Annotated in this window: 15 protein-coding genes and 1 riboswitch; of the genes, 8 read left to right on the top strand and 7 right to left on the bottom strand. The window is 67.0% G+C overall.

Annotation, left to right across the window (positions count from 1 at the left end):
* Positions 1–43 precede the first annotated feature (43 nt).
* On the top strand, positions 44–1,411 hold the full coding sequence (locus E5790_RS09495; RefSeq protein ID WP_014645590.1) for a short-chain fatty acyl-CoA regulator family protein: 1,368 nt from the start codon (positions 44–46) through the stop codon (positions 1,409–1,411).
* A 134-nt stretch (positions 1,412–1,545) separates the two neighbouring features.
* Here E5790_RS09495 and E5790_RS09490 read toward each other — a convergent pair whose 3' ends face one another.
* The gene (locus tag E5790_RS09490) at positions 1,546–3,438 is read right to left on the bottom strand and encodes a patatin-like phospholipase family protein (RefSeq protein WP_053494644.1); all 1,893 of its coding nucleotides are present in this window, start codon (positions 3,436–3,438) and stop codon (positions 1,546–1,548) included.
* Positions 3,439–3,625: 187 nt separating this feature from the next.
* On the opposite strand from E5790_RS09490, the gene E5790_RS09485 reads away from it, so the two are divergent.
* From E5790_RS09485 to pncA, 4 genes are all read left to right on the top strand, one after another.
* Positions 3,626–4,681: a bifunctional nicotinamide-nucleotide adenylyltransferase/Nudix hydroxylase gene (locus tag E5790_RS09485; protein WP_087786468.1), complete on the top strand. Its 1,056-nt coding sequence runs from the start codon at positions 3,626–3,628 to the stop codon at positions 4,679–4,681.
* 64 nt (positions 4,682–4,745) lie between these two features.
* The gene (locus E5790_RS09480) at positions 4,746–6,155 is read left to right on the top strand and encodes a nicotinate phosphoribosyltransferase (RefSeq protein WP_111206541.1); all 1,410 of its coding nucleotides are present in this window, start codon (positions 4,746–4,748) and stop codon (positions 6,153–6,155) included.
* Positions 6,156–6,289: 134 nt separating this feature from the next.
* A riboswitch (cobalamin riboswitch) is annotated at positions 6,290–6,519 on the top strand.
* Positions 6,520–6,694: 175 nt separating this feature from the next.
* The gene (locus E5790_RS09475; protein WP_032962114.1) at positions 6,695–7,366 is read left to right on the top strand and encodes an epoxyqueuosine reductase QueH; all 672 of its coding nucleotides are present in this window, start codon (positions 6,695–6,697) and stop codon (positions 7,364–7,366) included.
* A gap of 55 nt (positions 7,367–7,421) precedes the next feature.
* Positions 7,422–8,048: a bifunctional nicotinamidase/pyrazinamidase gene (gene pncA, locus E5790_RS09470; RefSeq protein ID WP_014645585.1), complete on the top strand. Its 627-nt coding sequence runs from the start codon at positions 7,422–7,424 to the stop codon at positions 8,046–8,048.
* Between the two features lie 129 nt (positions 8,049–8,177).
* Here the strand turns inward: pncA and purU are convergent, their stop codons facing one another.
* Entirely contained in the window at positions 8,178–9,029 is an 852-nt protein-coding gene (gene purU / locus E5790_RS09465) for a formyltetrahydrofolate deformylase (RefSeq protein ID WP_005411937.1), read from the bottom strand.
* 114 nt (positions 9,030–9,143) lie between these two features.
* Between purU and E5790_RS09460 the strand changes: the two genes are divergently transcribed.
* Positions 9,144–10,055, top strand: coding sequence for a LysR family transcriptional regulator (locus tag E5790_RS09460; protein ID WP_049441881.1), 912 nt, complete (start codon positions 9,144–9,146; stop codon positions 10,053–10,055).
* Between the two features lie 3 nt (positions 10,056–10,058).
* On the opposite strand, the gene E5790_RS09455 is transcribed toward E5790_RS09460, so the two are convergent.
* The 3 genes from E5790_RS09455 to E5790_RS09445 form a co-directional block, all read right to left on the bottom strand.
* Entirely contained in the window at positions 10,059–11,159 is a 1,101-nt protein-coding gene (locus E5790_RS09455; RefSeq protein WP_014645582.1) for an NADH:flavin oxidoreductase/NADH oxidase, read from the bottom strand.
* Positions 11,160–11,300: 141 nt separating this feature from the next.
* Positions 11,301–12,107, bottom strand: a complete 807-nt coding sequence (locus E5790_RS09450) for an NAD-dependent protein deacetylase (protein WP_111206544.1) — start codon at positions 12,105–12,107, stop codon at positions 11,301–11,303.
* Positions 12,108–12,163: 56 nt separating this feature from the next.
* Complete coding sequence (locus tag E5790_RS09445; protein WP_004153688.1) at positions 12,164–12,565, bottom strand: acyl-CoA thioesterase; 402 nt, start codon at positions 12,563–12,565, stop codon at positions 12,164–12,166.
* Between the two features lie 152 nt (positions 12,566–12,717).
* Between E5790_RS09445 and E5790_RS09440 the strand changes: the two genes are divergently transcribed.
* Entirely contained in the window at positions 12,718–13,353 is a 636-nt protein-coding gene (locus E5790_RS09440; RefSeq protein WP_032956621.1) for a LysE family translocator, read from the top strand.
* 123 nt (positions 13,354–13,476) lie between these two features.
* Here the strand turns inward: E5790_RS09440 and E5790_RS09435 are convergent, their stop codons facing one another.
* Entirely contained in the window at positions 13,477–14,496 is a 1,020-nt protein-coding gene (locus E5790_RS09435; protein ID WP_005420683.1) for a ribonucleotide-diphosphate reductase subunit beta, read from the bottom strand.
* A gap of 501 nt (positions 14,497–14,997) precedes the next feature.
* A complete protein-coding gene (locus tag E5790_RS09425; RefSeq protein ID WP_075076407.1) occupies positions 14,998–17,400 on the bottom strand; it encodes a ribonucleoside-diphosphate reductase subunit alpha in 2,403 nt (800 codons plus the stop codon).
* 553 nt (positions 17,401–17,953) lie between these two features.
* Between E5790_RS09425 and E5790_RS09420 the strand changes: the two genes are divergently transcribed.
* Positions 17,954–18,790 carry a DUF2884 family protein gene (locus E5790_RS09420; RefSeq protein ID WP_032956617.1) on the top strand — a complete coding sequence of 279 codons (837 nt, stop codon included), beginning with the start codon at positions 17,954–17,956 and terminating at the stop codon, positions 18,788–18,790.
* Position 18,791 lies beyond the last annotated feature (1 nt).

Below are 18,791 nucleotides of genomic sequence, written 5' to 3'. Positions count from 1 at the left end.
CCGCTTAATCTGGCCAATGCGCCCCACGATTCCTGTTAATTCTGTGAATTATTCAGCTCCCCAGCGGCAACTCGGCCTGCGCCTGCTGCGGCTGCGCGAGCAGCGCGGCTACAGCCAAGCCGATCTGGCGCGTGCGCTGGGGCTGTCGGCCAGCTACCTGAACCAGATCGAGCGCAACAAGCGCCCACTGACACCGGCGGTGCAGAAGAAGCTGGGAGAGGTGCTGGGCGACGTTTCCTCGCTGTTCGATGACGATGAGCCCGCCGCCCTGCAGGAGGCGCTGGGCGAAACCCTGCGCGACCTGGGCCTGGCCGAGGTCAGCGCGACCGAACTGCGCGCCCTGGCCGGCAACCTGCCGCAGGTCAGCCGCGCGCTGTTGGACCTGCACCGTCGTCACCTGGCGCTGCGCGAGCACGCGGCCGCACTGGAGTTCCAGCTGGGCGAGCCCGGCGCCGGCAGCACCCTGCCCGCCGGTGACCAGGTGCGCGAGTTCTTCAACCGCATGCACAACCACATTCCCGAGCTGGACGAGCTGGCCGAGCAGCTGTTCGCCGAATGGGGGCTGTCGCCCGGGCATGTTGCACCGCGGCTGCGCCAGCTGCTGGCCGACCGCCATGGCGTGCTGGTGGAAGTGGCCGCACTGCAGGCCGGGCGCGAAAAGCGGCACTACGATGCCGGTGCGCGGCGGCTGTGGCTGCCCGATTACCTGGAGCCCGGACAGCAGGCGTTCCAGATGGCGGCCGAGCTGGCCCTGCACGGCTACCTGCCGCAGATCGATGCGGTGGTGGCGCGCGCCGGGTTCACCGATGAGGCACGCATCGCGCAGGCGCGGATCGGTCTCTCCAACTATTTCGCCGGTGCGCTGGTGATGCCGTACATGCGCTTCCTGCGTGCAGCCGAAACCAGCAGCTACGACATCGAACTGCTGGCGCACCAGTTCGGCGTCGGCTTCGAAGCGGTCTGCCACCGTCTGAGCACGCTGGCACGGCGCAGCGCGCCCGGCCTGCCGTTCTTCTTCATCCGCGTGGATCGGGCGGGCAACGTCTCAAAGCGCCATTCGGCCACCGATTTCCACTTCTCGCAGGTGGGTGGATCGTGCCCGCTGTGGATCGTCTACGAGGCGTTCAACCAACCCGGGCGCATCCTCACCCAGACCGCGCGCATGCCCGATGGCCGCCGTCATTTCTGGCTGGCGCGGCAGGTCAGCAGTGGCCCGGTCGGCCATGGCCAACCGCGCAAGACCTTCGCGGTGGCGCTGGGCTGCGACCTGCAGCATGCCGAACGCCTGGTGTATTCACTGGGGCTGGATGTGCAGAGCCCGGGCAATTCGGTATCGATCGGCCCGGGGTGCCGGGTGTGCCCGCGCGAGGACTGCATGCAGCGCGCGTTCGCGCAGTTGCCGGGGCGATAGGGCGGGTTTGGCAGGGCCGCGCCCTGCACCCGTGGTAGCGCCGGCCGCTGGCCGGCAAGAGCAGCAACCACTGCGGGGTCAGATCCGTTTTCCTGCGGAAACGGATCTGACCCCGATTCGACCGCAGGATCGGGTCAGTAGATCGGGGTCACCTTCATCTGCGGCAGCGGACGCGGTGCGCCGTCGGTAAGGTCCGGGCCGAGGTCCTCCCAGGTGCGGCCCTGCTCGACCATCAAGCCCCACAACTGCTGCGAGGCCAGCCGTTTGTCTTCCGAGCCCAGCTTGTACGACGGTGGCGTCGGCTGACCGCTGGCGACCATCGCGTACGCCGCGCGGTAGGCCAGCACCTGCTGCGCCGGATCATCGGTGCGCGCCACTTCCAGCGTGTAGCGCTGGTAGGCCGAGGCCAGGTTGCGCCAGCGGATCCAGTAGTGGTTCTCGAACGAAAACGAACAGAAGCGCGCACCGGCCAGGCTGCCCTTGTCGGCGATGCGGGAGAGTACCTCCTGCGGCATGTCCAGGTTCATGCCGCCTTCGTCGCCCTGCAGGCTGACGTGCACGATGCGGTCACGGTAGCCCGGCGCACGCGCCTGCAGCAGGTCGCGCCAGTTCTGCATGGTCGCCACGACGGCGAAGAGGAAGCGCCCCAGTTCGGCTGCGGCCAGCGGCGTGGCAATGGACTGGTAATGCCGTTGCCAGCCGTGGCGGTTTTCGGTGGGCAGGAACACCGCATGTTCCAGCGCCTGGCGGCCACCGCTGCCCTGGCTCACCGCTTCGGCGTGCTGTGGATAGACCAGGTTGATGGCGAAGGTCGGCCAGCGCGGCAGCGCGGCGTCGAACAGATGGATCGGGAAGTTGCTGCTGATGCCGCCATCGGAGAACCAGCAGATGCGGAAGGCGGTGATCACCGGGCCGCAGGTCTGCCCGGCACTGGTCAGCCCTTCCATGCTGTCGGCAACGTTGTGCTCCTGGTCGGCTGCGGGGGCGGTCGGTTCGCAGCGTCGTTCGCGGCGTGAGGGTTCATGCAGCGGCACCGCGCTGATCAGCAGCGGGAAGCTCAGGCTCATGCGCGTGGCCACCAGCACCGGCAGCTTCGGGCCCTGTGGCAGGTGGTAGTACTGCCGCCCTTCCACCTCCAGCGGCGGGCCGGCCTGGCTCACCAGCCACTGCACCACGCTGGCGGGGAACAGCTGCTCGAACTCCTCGCGCAGGAACCAGAACTGCGCACCGCCCAGCGGCAGCGTGCGCGGCTCATTGTGTGAGATGCAGGTGGTGATCATCTGCAGGCTGATCGCATGCGGGCTGTCCGGCTCACCGGCGTAGCGCGGCGCATCGTGCAGGTCGGCGAAGGTCAACGGTGCATCCAGCGGCTTGCCCGACAGCTGCTGCAGGCATTCATGCAACCACTCGGTCAGCGCCGGCCTGCGTGGATCGCGGCTGAGGCCGCTGCACAGGCCCAGCAGGTTGCGACGCGCCACCCGCGCGACCCGCAGCGCGGCACCGGCCACACCCGCACCGTAGGCGCACAGCAGTGATGGCAGCAGCGTGGCGGCCACGCCGCTCCAGCCACCGCCCCACCAACCCAGGCCGAGCAGCAGCGCCAGCGACACCAGCACTTCCAGCGGCGCGATCTCGAATACCGCAACGGCCAGGCACAGCAGTTTGTGCGGCAGGCGGGCATTGCCGGTCAGCACCACCAGCAGCCGATAGGCCGCGCGCGCGCCGCGCGCCGGCTGGAACAGGCTGTAGATGAAGCCGCGCCGGGACAGCTGTGCCGACACCGCCGACAGCCCGCCATAGCCTGCATCGCCGGGCAGCTGCTCGCCGGCCTGCTGGCGGCGATCGCCGCAGGCCGCTGCAGCCGCCACCGCTGCCGCAATGGCGCCGGCTGAAGTGCCGCCGATGCTCTTGAAGCGATACTCGCGGGCCAGCGCCAGTACCGCATTGGGGTACACGATGCCGCTGGTGATGCCGCCTTTCATGACCAGATCGCAGTACTTGTCCGCCACTGTCTTGCCCCCGAGCATGCCGTCCGCCGCGTGGGTTGCAGTATGGCGCAGGGGCTTCTCAGGGCCTGAGAACAACGGCGCAGTCCGCGCACGCAATGCGCCGTTCAGCAGAAAGCACGGCTGCAGGCTTGACCCGCCCCGCCATCGGCGTAGCATCTGCAGCAAGCCAAGGGACAGACCCGCGGCTGCCACAACGACATGAGGGATTCTCATGGAATTCGACTATCTCGTCTTCATCGGGCGATTCGAGCCCTTCCACAACGGCCACGCCGCCGTTGCCCGCCTGGCCCTGAGCCGGGCCCGCAAGCTGATCTTCCTGGTCGGCTCTGCCGATACCCCCCGCAGCCTGCGCAATCCCTGGACCGTGGCCGAACGCGCCGTGATGATCCAGGCGGCCCTCGACGGCCACACCGACCGTCTGCTGATCCGCCCGCTGCGTGACCACCTGTACAATGAAGCACAGTGGATCGCCAACGTGCAGCGCCAGGTGGCTGACGCCCTGCGCAACGACGGTGCCGCCGCCGATGCCAGGGTGGGCCTGATCGGCATGGACAAGGATGCATCCAGCTACTACCTGCGCGAGTTCCCGCAGTGGCCGCTGGTGGACGTGCAGCACACCGCCACCCTGTCGGCCACCGAGCTGCGGCGCTACCTGTTCGAGGCCGGCGACGTCGACTTCCACGGCGCGCTGCTGATGCTGCGTGGCAATGTGCCGGCGCCGGTGTACGACATGCTCGAAGCGTTCCGCAAAAGCGCGCCTGCGTATGGCCAGCTGGTGGCCGAGTACCGCTTCATCGAACAGTACAAGGCCGCCTGGAAGGATGCGCCCTACGCGCCCACCTTCGTCACCACCGATGCGGTGGTGGTGCATTCGGGCCACGTGCTGTTGGTGCGTCGCCGCTCGGAACCCGGCAAGGGGCTGTGGGCATTGCCCGGCGGCTTCGTCGGCCAGGAACAGAGCCTGCTCGACAGCTGCCTGCGCGAACTGCGCGAGGAAACCCGGCTGAAGATTCCGTTGCCGGTGTTGAAGGGGTCGCTGAAGGGCCAGCAGGTGTTCGACCACCCGGACCGCAGCCAGCGTGGCCGCACCATCACCCACGGTTTCCACTTCGAGTTTCCGGCCGGCGAGCTGCCGCCGGTGCGCGGTGGCGACGATGCCGACAAGGCACGCTGGATACCGGTGAGTGAAGCACTGGACATGGGCCCGCAGCTGTTCGAAGACCACCTGCACATCCTGGAGTACTTCCTCGGCCGCGGCTGACCGGCCCGGCTTTCCCACTGGCGGATAGACCGCCGGTGCCACCCGACGCGAAGGAGCTTCCGTCATGCACTACCTCGATAATCTTCTCCTCAACACCGACAGCTACAAGGCCAGCCATTGGCTGCAGTACCCGCCGGGTACCGATGCCACGTTCTTCTACGTCGAATCACGTGGCGGCCTGCACGATCGCACGGTGTTCTTCGGCCTGCAGGCGATCCTCAAGGACGCGCTGGCACGGCCGGTCACCCACGCCGACATCGACGACGCTGCTGCGGTGTTCGCCGCGCATGGCGAACCGTTCAACGAGGCCGGCTGGCGCGATATCGTCGACCGGCTTGGCGGCCACCTGCCGGTGCGCATCCGCGCCGTGCCCGAGGGCAGCGTGGTGCCCACCCACCAGGCGCTGATGACCATCGAATCGACCGATCCGGCCGCGTTCTGGGTGCCGTCGTACCTGGAAACGCTGCTGCTGCGCGTGTGGTACCCGGTCACCGTGGCCACCATCAGCTGGCACGCACGGCAGACCATTGCCGCGTTCCTGCAGCAGACCAGCGACGACCCGCAGGGGCAGCTGCCGTTCAAGCTGCATGACTTCGGCGCGCGCGGTGTCTCGAGCCTGGAATCGGCCGCGCTGGGCGGTGCCGCGCACCTGGTCAACTTCCTCGGCACCGATACGGTCTCGGCCCTGTGCCTGGCGCGCGCGCACTACCACGCGCCGATGGCCGGCTATTCGATTCCCGCCGCCGAGCACAGCACCATCACCAGCTGGGGCCGCGAGCGCGAGGTGGACGCCTACCGCAACATGCTGCGCCAGTTCGGCACGCCCGGTGCGATCGTGGCGGTGGTATCGGACAGCTATGACATCTACCGCGCCATCAGCGAGCACTGGGGTACCACCCTGCGCGATGAAGTGATCGCCTCGGGCGCCACCCTGGTCATCCGCCCGGACTCGGGGGACCCGGTGGAGGTGGTGGCCGAAAGCCTGCACCGGCTGGATGAAGCGTTCGGCCATAGCCTCAACAGCAAGGGCTACCGCGTGCTCAACCACGTGCGGGTGATCCAGGGCGATGGCATCAATCCGGACACCATCCGCGCGATCCTGCAGCGCATCACCGACGACGGCTACGCCGCCGACAACGTGGCCTTCGGCATGGGCGGTGCGCTGCTGCAGCGGCTGGACCGCGATACGCAGAAGTTCGCGCTGAAGTGCTCGGCGGCGCGGGTCGAGGGTGAGTGGATCGACGTCTACAAGGATCCGGTCACCGACGCCGGCAAGGCCAGCAAGCGTGGCCGCATGCGCCTGCTGCGCCGCCTGGACGATGGCAGCCTGCACACGGTGCCGCTGCCGGCCAACGGCGACGACACCCTGCCGGACGGCTTCGAGGACGCAATGGTGACCGTGTGGGAGAACGGCCGCCTGCTGCACGACCAGCGGCTGGACGACATCCGCACGCGGGCGGCCGCGGGGCATTGAAGGTGCATCCCGACCGGGGTCAGAGCCCGCTGCGTGGCAGCGGGATCCGACCCCTTCCTTCCGCTGGGGTCGGATCCCGTTGCAGCGTAGCGGGTTCTGACCCCTGCGCTCTTGACCGGCGCCACCAACAGGTCCACCTTGCACACGCCGAAGGTATCCCTCCCATCGCTGCGGCGCGGGGAGGGATTTAAACGGGAATCCGGTGAAGCCGCCTCGCGCGTCCATTCCGGAGCTGCCCCGCAGCGGTGAATGGAAACGAATCCTGCCAACAGCACTGGGCTCGCGCCTGGGAAGCGGCGGGTAGTAGGTGGGCTGCGGCCCGTGTCCATCAGCCCGAATACCGGCCCCGGCCGGGGGACACGACCGTCCCCTGACTCGACCTGGAATCTCCGCGGGGAGGTTGCCGGGGCCGTCGTCGTCCTGCGCGTGCAGGCGGTGTGGCCGCGCGCGTCCTGTTCACGGTATCCGGCCAGACCCGTTCACCCACGCACTGATGCATGGGCCACCGCCGTTGCCGGCGGTCCATGCGGTACCTGACGATGACCGAGCTCCAACGCCCCACCCTGACCCTGCCCGCCGACGGCAAGCGCCTGCTGCTGCATTCGTGCTGCGCGCCCTGTTCCGGCGAAGTGATGGAGGCGATCACCGCCTCCGGGATCGACTACGCGATCTTCTTCTACAACCCCAACATCCACCCGGTGAAGGAATACGAGCTGCGCAAGCAGGAGAACATCCGCTTCGCCGAGCAGCACGGCATTCCTTTCATCGACTGCGACTACGACACCGACAACTGGTTCAGCCGTGCACGCGGCATGGAAAACGAACCCGAACGCGGTATCCGCTGCACGATGTGCTTCGACATGCGCTTCGAGCGCACTGCGCTGTACGCGCACGAGCACGGTTACGACACCATCAGTTCTTCGCTGGGCATCTCGCGCTGGAAGAACATGGCGCAGATCAACGACTGCGGGATCCGTGCGGCGTCGCGCTATGAAGGCCTGCAGTACTGGGACTACAACTGGCGCAAGGGCGGCGGCGCCAGCCGCATGATCGAGATCAGCAAGCGCGAGCAGTTCTACCAGCAGGAATACTGCGGCTGCGTGTACTCGCTTCGCGATGCGAACCGCCATCGCCGCGAGAATGGCCGCGAGCGGATCAGGATCGGCCTGCTGTACTACGGGCAGGACGCTGGGACGCCACAGGGCGATTGACGTGCAGGCATGGGGCGGCCACGCTGGTCGCCCCTTCTGTTGTAGCGGAACTGCCATGACCGCCCTGCCCGCCGATGTCGCCCTGCTGGTGATCGACCTGCAGCCGGACTTCATGCCCGGTGGCGCCTTGGCCTGCGACCAGGGCGATGCGCTGGTGGCACCGATCGCCGATCTGTTGGCGCAGCGCCGCTACCGCACCGTGGTGGCGACCCAGGACTGGCACCCGGCCGACCATGCCTCGTTCGCCAGCCAGCACCCCGGCCAACGCCCCTTCGAGACCATCCTGCTGCACGCGCAGCCGCAGACGCTGTGGCCGGACCACTGCGTGCAGGGCAGCGCCGGTGCCGCGCTGCACCCGGGCGTGGACTGGACCGTGGCCGACCTGATCCTGCGCAAGGGCACGCGCCAACAGGTGGATTCGTACAGCGCCTTCCGCGAGAACCATGGCCCCGATGGCGAACGCCCGGCCACCGGCCTGGCCGGCTGGCTGCACGAACGCCGCATCCGCGAAGTGCACGTGTGCGGCCTGGCCCGCGACTACTGCGTGCTGTGGAGCGCGCAGGATGCGGTGAAGTCCGGCTTCCGGGTGAAGTTCCTGTGGGACCTGACCCGGCCGGTGACCGAAGCCAACGACGCGATGGTGCGCGATGCGCTGGGCAAGGCGGGGATCGCGACCGCCTGACCCACAACGGTAGTGCCGGCCGCTGGCCGGCAACGCCTGGATCCCTGCAGTTGCCGGCCAGCGGCCGGCACTACCGGATCACACCCGTGGGTAGCGCCGGGCCATGCCCGGCGGACGCGGGATGGGCGATTACCGGAACACCACCGTGCGATGCCCGTTGAGCAGGATGCGGTGCTCCACATGGCGGCGCACGGCGCGTGCCAGCACCAGCGATTCGGTATCGCTGCCCAGCCGCACCAGCTCGCGCGGCGCCATGGCGTGATCCACGCGGGCCACGTCCTGTTCGATGATCGGTCCTTCGTCCAGATCCTCGGTGACGTAGTGCGCGGTGGCGCCGATGATCTTGACCCCGCGCGCGTGTGCCTGGTGGTACGGCTGCGCGCCCTTGAAGCTGGGCAGGAAGCTGTGGTGGATGTTGATCGCACGGCCGGCCAGCGCGCGGCACAGCGTGGGTGACAGGATCTGCATGTAGCGCGCCAGCACCACCAGGTCGATGCGCTCGCGCTCGACCAGGTCGATGATCTGCTGCTCCTGCACCGCACGCGTATCGGCGGTTACCGGCAGGTGGTGGAACGGTACCTGGTAGGACGCGGCCAATGGCGCGAAGTCGGCGTGGTTGGAGGCCACCGCGGCAATGTCGACCTTCAGCTGGCCGCTGTGGGCGCGGAACAGCAGGTCGTTGAGGCAGTGCCCCTGCTTGCTGACCAGCACCAGCAGGCGTGCACGGCGGCGGCCATCATGCAGCTGCCAGTCCATGCCGAAGCCTTCGGCAAGCGTGGCCATCGCGGCGTGCACGGTCTCCAGCGGCAGGCCGGCGTCACGGTCGAAATGCACGCGCAGGAAGAAGCGGCCGCTTTCCTCATCGCCGAACTGCTGGGCGTCGAGGATGTTGCAGCCGTGGTCGAACAGCAGGCCGGACACGCGGTAGACGATGCCGGTACGGTCGGGGCAGGACAGGGTGAGGATGGAATCGGGGCGCATCGCCACAGTGTAGGGCAGCTTCCTGTCCAGCAGCCGGATGATCACCGATGCAACCGAACCGCTTGGTTCAGTCCCAAGCGATACTTGGCCATCACCGTGGCAAGCTGGTCGGTCATGAACCTGTTGCAACTGATCCGCAGCTTCACCCGCACCGCAGAGACCGGCAGCATTGCCGCCGCGGCCCGCATCCTTGGCATCAGCGCCACCGCAGTCGGCCAGAACATCAACCGGCTGGAAGCGCATCTGGGCGTACGGCTGCTGAACCGGAGTACGCGCCAGCTGGCGCTCAGCGAGGCCGGCGCGCTGTACCTGGCGCAGGTCCGCCACATCGAGGCCGACCTGGCGCGCGCGCAGGCGATGGTCACCTCCGGTGATATCGAACCGGCCGGGCCGCTGCGCATCGCCAGCAGCAGCGCGTTCGGCCGCCACGTGCTGGCCCCGTTGCTGCCGTCACTGCAGCAACGCTACCCGCAGCTGCAGCTGGAACTGCGGCTGACCGACCGCGCCGTGCAGCATGGTCCAGAGGCGGTGGATGCCAGCATCCGCATCGGCGCGCAGCTGGAAGACGGCGTGGTCGCACGGCAGCTGGCACGCGTACCGTTCGTGTTCTGCGCCTCGCCGGCCTACCTGAAGGCCCATGGCACCCCGCAGGAACCATCGGATCTGGGCAGCCATCGCGGGCTGCTGCACCGCTTCCCCACCGATGGCCGGCCGTTGCGCTGGGGCCTGCTGAAGGACGGCCAGCGTGTGGACGCCGTGCTACCGCCGAGCATGGTCTGCGATGACATCGATGCGCTGGCGTCGCTGGCGGCGGCCGGTGCCGGCATCACGCGATTGGCTGCGTTCGTGGCCGAGCCCTACCTGCGCGATGGACGCCTGCAGGCCGTGTTCGGCGCCGACAGCACGTGGCGTCCGGAGCCGATGGAGGTCTATTTCTGCGTCAGCGATCGCCGCGACTTCACCGCCAAGATCCGCGCGCTGTTCGAGCACCTGCGGGCCGGCATGGCGCCGGCCTGGCGGGTGTGAGCCTCAGCGCGCCTTGAACACGCCGCGCGCATCGCGCGGCTCGCAGCGCAGGTACTGCGGCGCCGGTTCCACGCTGTCGCGCAATGCGGCGGCGGCATGCCACGGCCAGCGCGGGTCGTAGAGGATGCCGCGCGCCAGGGCCACGGCATCGGCGTGGCGATGGCGCAGGATCGATTCGGCCTGCTCCGGTTCGGTGATCATGCCCACGGCGATCACCGGCATGCGCACCTTGGCCTTGATCGCCGCCGCGAACGGCACCTGGTAACCGGGGCCGACGGTGATCTTCTGGCGCTCGTCCAGGCCGCCACTGGAGACATGCAGGAAATTGCAGCCGCGCGCGTCCAGCACCTGGGCCAGTGCTTCGCTCTGCACCAGGTCCCAGCCACCCTCGACCCAGTCGCTGGCGGAAATGCGCACGCCCACGGCGACCTTGTCGGACACCGCCGCGCGTACCGCGTCGAACACTTCCACCAGCAGGCGCAGGCGGTTCGGCAGCGACCCACCGTAACCATCGGTGCGGCGGTTGCTCAGCGGCGACAGGAACTGGTGCAGCAGGTAACCGTGCGCGGCATGCAGCTCGATCAGCTCGAAGCCCAGGCGCTCGGCGCGCACCGCACTGGCAGCGAAGGCGGCGATGACCTCGGCGATGCCGGCTTCGTCCAGTTCCTGCGGTGCCGGATCGGCGGCATGGAACGGCAGCGGCGACGGCGCCACGGTGGCCCAGCCACGCGCATCGCCGGCCGGCAACTGGCCACCCCCGTCCCACGGGCGGGCGGTGGATGCCTTGCGGCCGGCATGGCCCAGTTGGATGCCCAGCGGCATCGGCGACCAGCGGCGGACGCTGGCCAGCACCTGTGCCAGCGCGGCCTCGGTGCCGTCATCCCACAGGCCCAGGTCGGCCCAGCTGATGCGGCCGCGCGGCTCGACCGCGGTGGCTTCCAGGATCAACAGGCCGGCGCCGGACTGCGCCAGGTTGCCCAGGTGCATGGCGTGCCAGTCGCTGGCGCGGCCGTCTTCGGCGGAGTACTGGCACATCGGCGCGATGACGATGCGGTTGGACAGGGTCAGGGGGCCGAACGAGATCGGCGAAAACAGCTGGCTCAAGGGGGTGATGAACGACGTAGGGGGTGTGTATTGCACCGCTGCGCGGCTTCTGGATCAACCGTCTGGATGGATCGCTGTTTCGCAGCCGATCATGCCGCCGAGCGCCGAACAGCCCCTTGTAGAGCCGAGCCGACGCTCGGCTCAGCCCGCCACCCAACCGGACAAGGCTTCAGCGCAGTCCCGCTCATCCTTGAACAACAGCAGGTCGTCGGCACGGGTGCGGCCGCGGTTCAGCGCCGCCACCGGCAATCCTGCCTTCGCCGCCGCCTGCACGAAGCGGAAGCCGGAATAGACCATCAGTGACGAGCCCACCACCAGCACCGCATCGGCCTGCTGCAGATGATCGTGCACCGCCGCCACCCGCTCGCGCGGCACGTTCTCGCCGAAGAACACCACGTCCGGCTTCAGCAGGCCGCCGCAGTGCGGGCAATCGGGCACCACGAATGTGGAGAAATCGGTCTCCAGGTCGGCATCACCGTCGGGGGCGATGCCGGCCTCCAGCGCGTCCCAGCCGGGATTGGCGTCCAGCAGCCGCTGCTGGAAATCCTCGCGGCCACTGCGGCGCTCGCAGCCCATGCAGCGCACCAGATCCAGGCGGCCATGCAGGTCGATCACGTTGCGGCTGCCGGCGCGCTGGTGCAGGCCGTCCACGTTCTGGGTCAGCAGCACCTGCAGCTTGCCGCGGCTTTCCAGGGCGGCCAGGGCCTGGTGGGTGCCGTTGGGCCGGGCCAGGCCGAAGCGCGGCCAGCCCAGCAGGCTGCGCGCCCAGTAACGCTGGCGGGTGGTCGCCTCGCCCATGAAGGCCTGGTAGGTCACCGGCGGCGTGCGTTTCCACTGGCCGTCGGCGTCCCGGTAATCGGGTATGCCCGAGGCGGTGCTGCAACCCGCGCCGGTCAGCACGAACAGGCGCTCGGCGCGGTCGATGAAGTCGGTCAGTGGCAGGGTCATGGCTGCCAGATGGGGGCGTCGCAGCGCCCCCGCAAGCACCGGTTCAGCCGCTGGTCTCAGGCGGCCGGCAGCGGCGGCACCGCGATCGGGTGGCCTTCCTCGTCCAGCGCGATCATCACGAAGTGGCCGCGGGTGCACAGCTTGCGCTCGCCGCTGTGCAGGTCCTCGGCGACCAGTTCCACCTCCACCTTCATCGAGCTGCGGCCGACTTCGACGATGCGGCCGATGGTTTCCACCATCTGGCCGATGCGGATCGGCAGCTTGAAGTCGACCTGGTCGCTGCGCGCGGTCACCACGGTGCGGCGCGAATAGCGGGCGGCGGCCAGGAACGCGGCCTTGTCCATCCATGCCAATGCCTGGCCACCGAACAGGGTGCCCAGGTGGTTGGTGTGGTTGGGGAAGACGATTTCAGCCATGCGCACTTCGGTGGGCGGCACGGTCTCGGGGATCGGGGTCATGGGGGTGCTTCGGTGTGGGGTGCTGCGGATTCTAAGCGACCGGCGTGATGGCCATCGGCATGCACGTGCAACGGTCACCCGGCAGCGGTGCCTGCGCAGGCCGCGCCTGCGGCAGGCGTTACACTGCGCCACGCCCACTGCCAGGACTGCCCATGCCCGCCACTTCCGACCTGCTGGCCTTTGCGCTGGTTTCGCTGGCCATGGTGCTCACGCCCGGGCCGAACATGATCTACGTCATCTCGCGCTCGATCTGCCAGGGGCCGATGGCTGGCCTGATCTCGCTGGGCGGGGTGGCGCTGGGCTTTGTGTTCTACATGCTGTGTGCGGCACTGGGCATCACCGCCCTGCTGATGACCGTGCCGTTCGCCTACGACGCGCTGCGCATCGGCGGCGCGCTGTACCTGCTGTACCTGGCCTGGCAGGCGCTCAGGCCCGGCGGCCGTTCGCCGTTCGCGGTGCGCGACCTGCCGCAGGACAGCCCGCGCAAGCTGTTCACGATGGGCTTCCTGACCAATCTGCTGAACCCGAAGGTGGCGGTGATGTACCTGTCGCTGCTGCCGCAGTTCCTGCACCCGGACGGCGAAGGCAGCGTGCTGATGCAGTCGATCGTGCTGGGCTCCACCCAGATCCTGGTCAGCGTCAGCGTGAACGGCATGATCGCGCTGACCGCCGGCAGCATCGCCGGCTTCCTGGCCGCGCGCCCCACCTGGCAGATGGTGCAGCGCTGGCTGATGGGCACGGTGCTGGCCGGGCTGGCGGTGCGCATGGCGGTGGAAGGGCGGCGCTGATTGTAGAGTCGAGCCATGCTCGACTTTCTTGCGAGCAGCAGTCGAGCGTGGCTCGACGCTACGGAAACAAAAAACCCCGGCATTGGCCGGGGTTCTTCGTTGCGGCAGGCCTGGCCGGTTCGATCAGAAGTTCATGTCGAAGGCGACTTCGCCCTGAACGCCGACCTGGTAGGCCGAGACGCGGCGTTCGAAGAAGTTGGTCAGCTCCTGCACGTCCTGCAGTTCCATGAACGGCAGCGGGTTGCGCACGTTGTACTTCTTTTCCATGCCCAGCTTGGCGAAGTGCTGGTCGGCGCAGTGCTGCAGGTACTGGCGCATGTCGCGGGTCGAGATGCCGGCCACGCCACCGGACAGCACGTCCTCGGCGAACTGCACTTCGCATTCGATGGCTTCGGCCAGCATGTCGTAGACCTGCTGCTTCATCTCGTCGTCGAACAGGTCCGGCTCTTCCTCACGCACCACGCGCACCGACTCGAACGCAAACTCCATGTGCGCGCTCTCGTCGCGGAACACCCAGTTGGTGCCCGAGGCCAGGCCCGGCAGCAGGCCGCGCGAACGGAAGTAGTACACGTAGGCGAACGCAGCGAAGAAGAACAGGCCTTCGATGCAGGCGGCAAAGCAGATCTGGTTGAGCAGGAACTGGCGGCGCTGTTCGCGGGTCTCGATGCGGGTCAGGTCTTGGATCGAGTCGATCCACTTGAAGCAGAAATCGGCCTTCTTCTTGATCGAGTCGATGTTCTCCACCGCCGAGAACGCCTTGGCGCGCTCTTCCGGATCCGGCAGGTAGTTGTCCAGCAGGGTCAGGTAGAACTGCACGTGCAGTGCTTCCTCATACAGCTGGCGCGACAGGTACATGCGCGCTTCGGGCGCATTCAAGTGCTGGTACAGGTTCAGCACCAGGTTGTTGGACACGATCGAATCGCCGGTGGCGAAGAACGCGACCAGGCGGTGGATCAGGTGGCGCTCACCCGGCGACATCTTGCTGTGCAGGTCGGTGATGTCGATCTGGAAGTTGATCTCTTCCACCGTCCAGGTGTTCTTGATCGCATTCCGGTACATGTCATAGAACTGCGGGTAGCGCATCGGGCGCAGGGTCAGTTCAAAACCGGGATCGAGCAGCATCTGCTTGGGCTTGTCGGCCATGGGTGTCTATTTCCTTACTTTAGGAGACTGGGCCGCCGCAACGGCGGCCCAATCACTTCTTACCGATCTTTGTTGGACTGAGAAACGAGGCTCGCAGCCAACATACGAGTAGCATCTGCGTACTTGTCGCTTGCAAGAACGCGACCAGCAAGCTCTTCCATCTGCGCTCCAGTCTGACTACCAGTCCGATGCTGCGCCAATGCCGATGCAGCAAGCTGCTTTGCAATCTGCGACGAATTGTTGTTCAGCAGAGTGTGAGATGCGAGCGAAGCGACAGAACGAGAGGTGCTTTTAGTATTTTTACTCACAGCGATATCCTCTGAATCATTAAGGATGCCTGAGTTCGAACCTTGATCTGCGCCTCACCAATTCCAGGAACAGAATTAGTACAATGAGTGCACTTCCTAGCCGAAGTAGCAGATCAAGAACACCCTCCTCAAGCGGTGGATGTTTTGTGAAGCATCAGAAGGGCCCCGAGTTACCCCTCGGGGCCCTTCTTTTTTACTGACAGGCCTCGCAGGCTTCCGGGTTTTCCAGCGAGCAGGCGATGGCTTCGTCCGGGCTGAACACCTTGGCCGGGGCGGCAGCGCTGACCGTGGTCTTGGCGATCTTGGTGGCCGGGCGCGAACGCAGGTAGTAGGTGGTCTTGATGCCCTGCTTCCAGGCGTACATGTACATGGAGGACATCGCGCCGATGTTCGGGCTTTCCATGAACAGGTTGAGCGAGGCCGACTGGTCGATGAAGGCGCCACGCTCGGCGGCCATGTCGATCAGCGAACGCATCGGCAGTTCCCACGCGGTGCGGTAGACCTCGCGCAGCGTTTCCGGAATCTGCGCCACGCCGGCGATGGAGCCTTCGGCCAGCTTGATGGCATCGCGCATGTCGGCGGTCCACAGGCCCAGCTTCTTCAGCTCGTTGACCAGGTAGCGGTTGACCTGCAGGAAGTCACCGGACAGGGTCTCGCGCTTGAACAGGTTGGACACCTGCGGCTCGACGCACTCGTAGCAGCCGGCGATCGAGGCGATGGTCGCGGTCGGGGCGATCGCGATCATCAGCGAGTTGCGCAGGCCGTGTTCCTTGATGCGGGCGCGCAGGGCATCCCAGCGCGCGGTGTCTTCCGGCACCACGTTCCAGGCGTCGAACTGCAGTTCGCCACCGGCGGCACGGGTGTCGTTGAACGACGGGTGCTTGCCACGTTCCTGGGCCAGCTCGCAGGAGGTTTCCAGCGCGTGGAAGTAGATCGCTTCGGCAATCTTCTTCGACAGGGCGCGGGCTTCGGCGCTGTCGAACGGCAGGCGCTTGCGGAAGAACACGTCCTGCAGGCCCATGCAGCCCAGGCCGACCGGACGCCAGCGCAGGTTGGCGCGGCGGGCGGTTTCGATCGGGTAGAAGTTCAGGTCGATGACGCGGTCGAGCTGGCGCACGGCCAGGCGAACGGTCTCGGCCAGCTTGTCGAAGTCGAACTCGTTGTGCTCGTCGAAGTGGTTGCCCAGGTTGATCGAACCCAGGTTGCACACGGCGGTTTCATCGTTGGAAGTGACTTCCAGGATTTCGGTGCACAGGTTGGACAGGTGGATCACGTTGCCCGGGCGCAGGGTCTGGTTGCTGGCGCGGTTGCACTTGTCCTTGAAGGTCATCCAGCCGTTGCCGGTCTCGGCCAGGGTACGCATCATGCGGGCATACAGCTTGCGCGCGGAGATGGTGCGGTTGGCCTTGCCCTGGGCTTCGGCCTGCAGGTAGGCCTGCTCGAAGGCTTCGCCGAACAGGTCGGTGAACTCCGGCACGACGCGCGGATCGAACAGCGACCATTCCTGGTCGGCTTCGACGCGCTTCATGAACAGGTCCGGCACCCAGTTGGCCAGGTTCAGGTTGTGCGCACGACGGGCCTCGTCACCGGTGTTGTCGCGCAGCTCGAGGAAGTCCTCGATGTCGGCGTGCCAGGTTTCCAGGTACACGCAGGCCGCGCCCTTGCGCTTGCCGCCCTGGTTCACTGCGGCCACCGACGAATCCATGGTCTTCAGCCACGGCACGATGCCGTTGGAATGGCCGTTGGTCGACTTGATCAGCGAACCACGCGAACGCACGCGGGTGTAGCTGACGCCGATGCCGCCGGAGAACTTCGACAGCTGGGCGATGTCGCCGTACTTGGAATAGATCGATTCCAGCGAGTCCTGCGGCGAGTCCAGCAGGAAGCACGAGGACAGCTGCTCGTGGGTGGTGCCGGAATTGAACAGGGTCGGGCTGGACGGCAGGTAGTCCAGGTTGCCCATGCGCTTGTACAGCGCCAGGGTCTCGGACACGTCCTCGCTCAGCGCGCTGGCGATGCGCAGGAAGAACTGCTGCGGGGTCTCGATCACCTTGCGGGTGTGCGGGTGGCGCAGCAGGTAACGGTCGTACAGGGTACGCAGGCCGAAGTAATCGAAGTTCAGGTCCAGCGAGATGTCGATGGCATCGTTGAGCTTGCGTGCGTTGGTCTGCACGAAGTTCAGCAGGCGGTCGTTGATCAGGCCGACTTCATGGCCACGGCTGACCGACTGCGAGAAGGCGTAGATTTCCTGGCCCGAGACTTCCTTGGCGATGTAGTTGGCCAGCAGGCGCGCGGCGAGACGGCCGTACTCGGGCTCTTCACCGATCAGCAGGGCGGCGGTGCGGATGGACAGTTCGTCCAGCTCGCGGGTGGTGGCACCGTTGTACAGGCCGGAAATGGTGCGGGTGGCCACGCGCATCGGGTCGACGGCGTGCAGGCCTTCGGAGGAACGCTGCACCGCACGCACGATCTTGTTCAGGTCCACCAGTTCGGTGGTCCCATTGCGCTTGGTCACACTCATCGCGTTGGCCGTCGGCGGCGACGTCAACAGGAATTCGCTTTCCTTCTCGATGGTGGCGCTGGATTCGGTGCTCACGGCGTGTGTCCTCTTGGCGTGATTTGGGGGTGCTCGATGCATCGGGTGACGCGGCCCGGGACATGACAGCCCAGGATGGCAGGACGGCGTCGCAGGGGATGAGACCCTGCGCCTGCCACTGCCGTTGACGATCGCGGATGGGTACCCCGGGGCAACCCCTGGAATGGGGGTTGCTGCGACCGACGGCCACAAGATAGTGGGGGTCATGGGGTCCGTCAACGCCAAATGTAGTGAAATTCGGCAATCCCTTGCGCCGCAAGGATCGTGCCATCGGCGCCCGGATCAGACGCTTCAGACCTGCCGGAACGGGCTGCGCAGTCAAGCCCGAAAGGCGTCATTGCGGTGGCACAACGCACCGCGAAAACGGAACAATGACAGCTTCACATGACAGTGATGAAACTGGCTAGGGACAACCCTGTGGATAGGTGGTGGGCAGCCGGTGGGAAAGCCGGTATGGCCGGACGAATCGCCACGCGCAGTGACTTTCGGCGGGTGACGGCGCCTGCCGAACGCGGGATGCTGGGGTCCTGCAATGACCGGAAAGGATTCCACCATGCGCCTGTCAGCACCCGCCTTGGCCCTGCTGGCTGCTGTGGTCACCGTACCTGCAATTGCCGCTGACACCCCGAAGCTGCGCGCGGACCAGTGCGGTATCCACACCGACTATGACGTGCTGGTGGACAGCGGTGGCATCTGGCTGCGGCATGGCCCGCAGGCACCGCACGAGGTGGTGTTCCACGATGGCGTGCTGAGCCTGGACGACACGGTCGTGCCGGTCAGCGAGGCCGACGCGGCCCGCCTTCGGCAGATGGAGGCCGGGGCACGGCAGCTGATGCCGGCCGCCACGGCGCTGGCCCATGAAGTGAGCGGACTGAGCTTCGACGTGCTCGACGGGGTCTATGAAAGCCTCACCGGTACCGCCAACAGCCGCAAGGTCCGGCGCCTGCGCCGGCAGGCCGATGACTGGATCGGCGGCACGCTGGGCAAGGGCTACTGGGAACAGGCTGTGTTCGGGCCAGGCTTCGAGGCCAAGGTGCAGGACATGGCCGAGTCGCTGTCCGCCTCCATCGCCCGCAGCATGCTGTGGCAGATCTTCACCGGACGCAGCGATGCGATGGAGGCACGCGCCGACCGTCTGGACGCGCAGATGGAACAGCAGCTGGAAGGCCGCGCCGAACGCATCGAGGCCCAAGCACAGTCGCTGTGCCCGCTGGTGCAGTCGCTGGCCGACACCCATGACGCGCTGGAAGTGCGCTACCAAGGCCAACCGCTGCGGCTGCTGGAGCGCAGCGAGAGCGTTCGGGTGGAGCACGGCGATGGCTCGGGCCTGCAGGTGTCGGCCGGGCCGGATGAGCGGCCGCGTGGGAATGCGGTGGCGCCTTCCCGATAGC

Source organism: Stenotrophomonas sp. PAMC25021, assembly GCF_004795795.1.
Taxonomy (GTDB): Bacteria; Pseudomonadota; Gammaproteobacteria; order Xanthomonadales; family Xanthomonadaceae; genus Stenotrophomonas; species Stenotrophomonas muris.
This window is presented reverse-complemented; position numbering and strand designations above follow the sequence as displayed.

Bases quoted from the DNA above. Each gene is read 5' to 3' on its own strand.
- E5790_RS09480 (WP_111206541.1), top strand. From the start codon at position 4,746: ATGCACTACCTCGATAATCTTCTCCTCAACACCGACAGCTACAAGGCC.
- E5790_RS09450 (WP_111206544.1), bottom strand. From the start codon at position 12,107: ATGACCCTGCCACTGACCGACTTCATCGACCGCGCCGAGCGCCTGTTC.
- E5790_RS09490 (WP_053494644.1), bottom strand. From the start codon at position 3,438: ATGCTCGGGGGCAAGACAGTGGCGGACAAGTACTGCGATCTGGTCATG.
- purU (WP_005411937.1), bottom strand. From the start codon at position 9,029: ATGCGCCCCGATTCCATCCTCACCCTGTCCTGCCCCGACCGTACCGGC.
- E5790_RS09435 (WP_005420683.1), bottom strand. From the start codon at position 14,496: ATGGCCGACAAGCCCAAGCAGATGCTGCTCGATCCCGGTTTTGAACTG.
- E5790_RS09460 (WP_049441881.1), top strand. From the start codon at position 9,144: ATGAACCTGTTGCAACTGATCCGCAGCTTCACCCGCACCGCAGAGACC.
- pncA (WP_014645585.1), top strand. From the start codon at position 7,422: ATGACCGCCCTGCCCGCCGATGTCGCCCTGCTGGTGATCGACCTGCAG.
- E5790_RS09445 (WP_004153688.1), bottom strand. From the start codon at position 12,565: ATGACCCCGATCCCCGAGACCGTGCCGCCCACCGAAGTGCGCATGGCT.
- E5790_RS09475 (WP_032962114.1), top strand. From the start codon at position 6,695: ATGACCGAGCTCCAACGCCCCACCCTGACCCTGCCCGCCGACGGCAAG.
- E5790_RS09440 (WP_032956621.1), top strand. From the start codon at position 12,718: ATGCCCGCCACTTCCGACCTGCTGGCCTTTGCGCTGGTTTCGCTGGCC.
- E5790_RS09420 (WP_032956617.1), top strand. From the start codon at position 17,954: ATGCGCCTGTCAGCACCCGCCTTGGCCCTGCTGGCTGCTGTGGTCACC.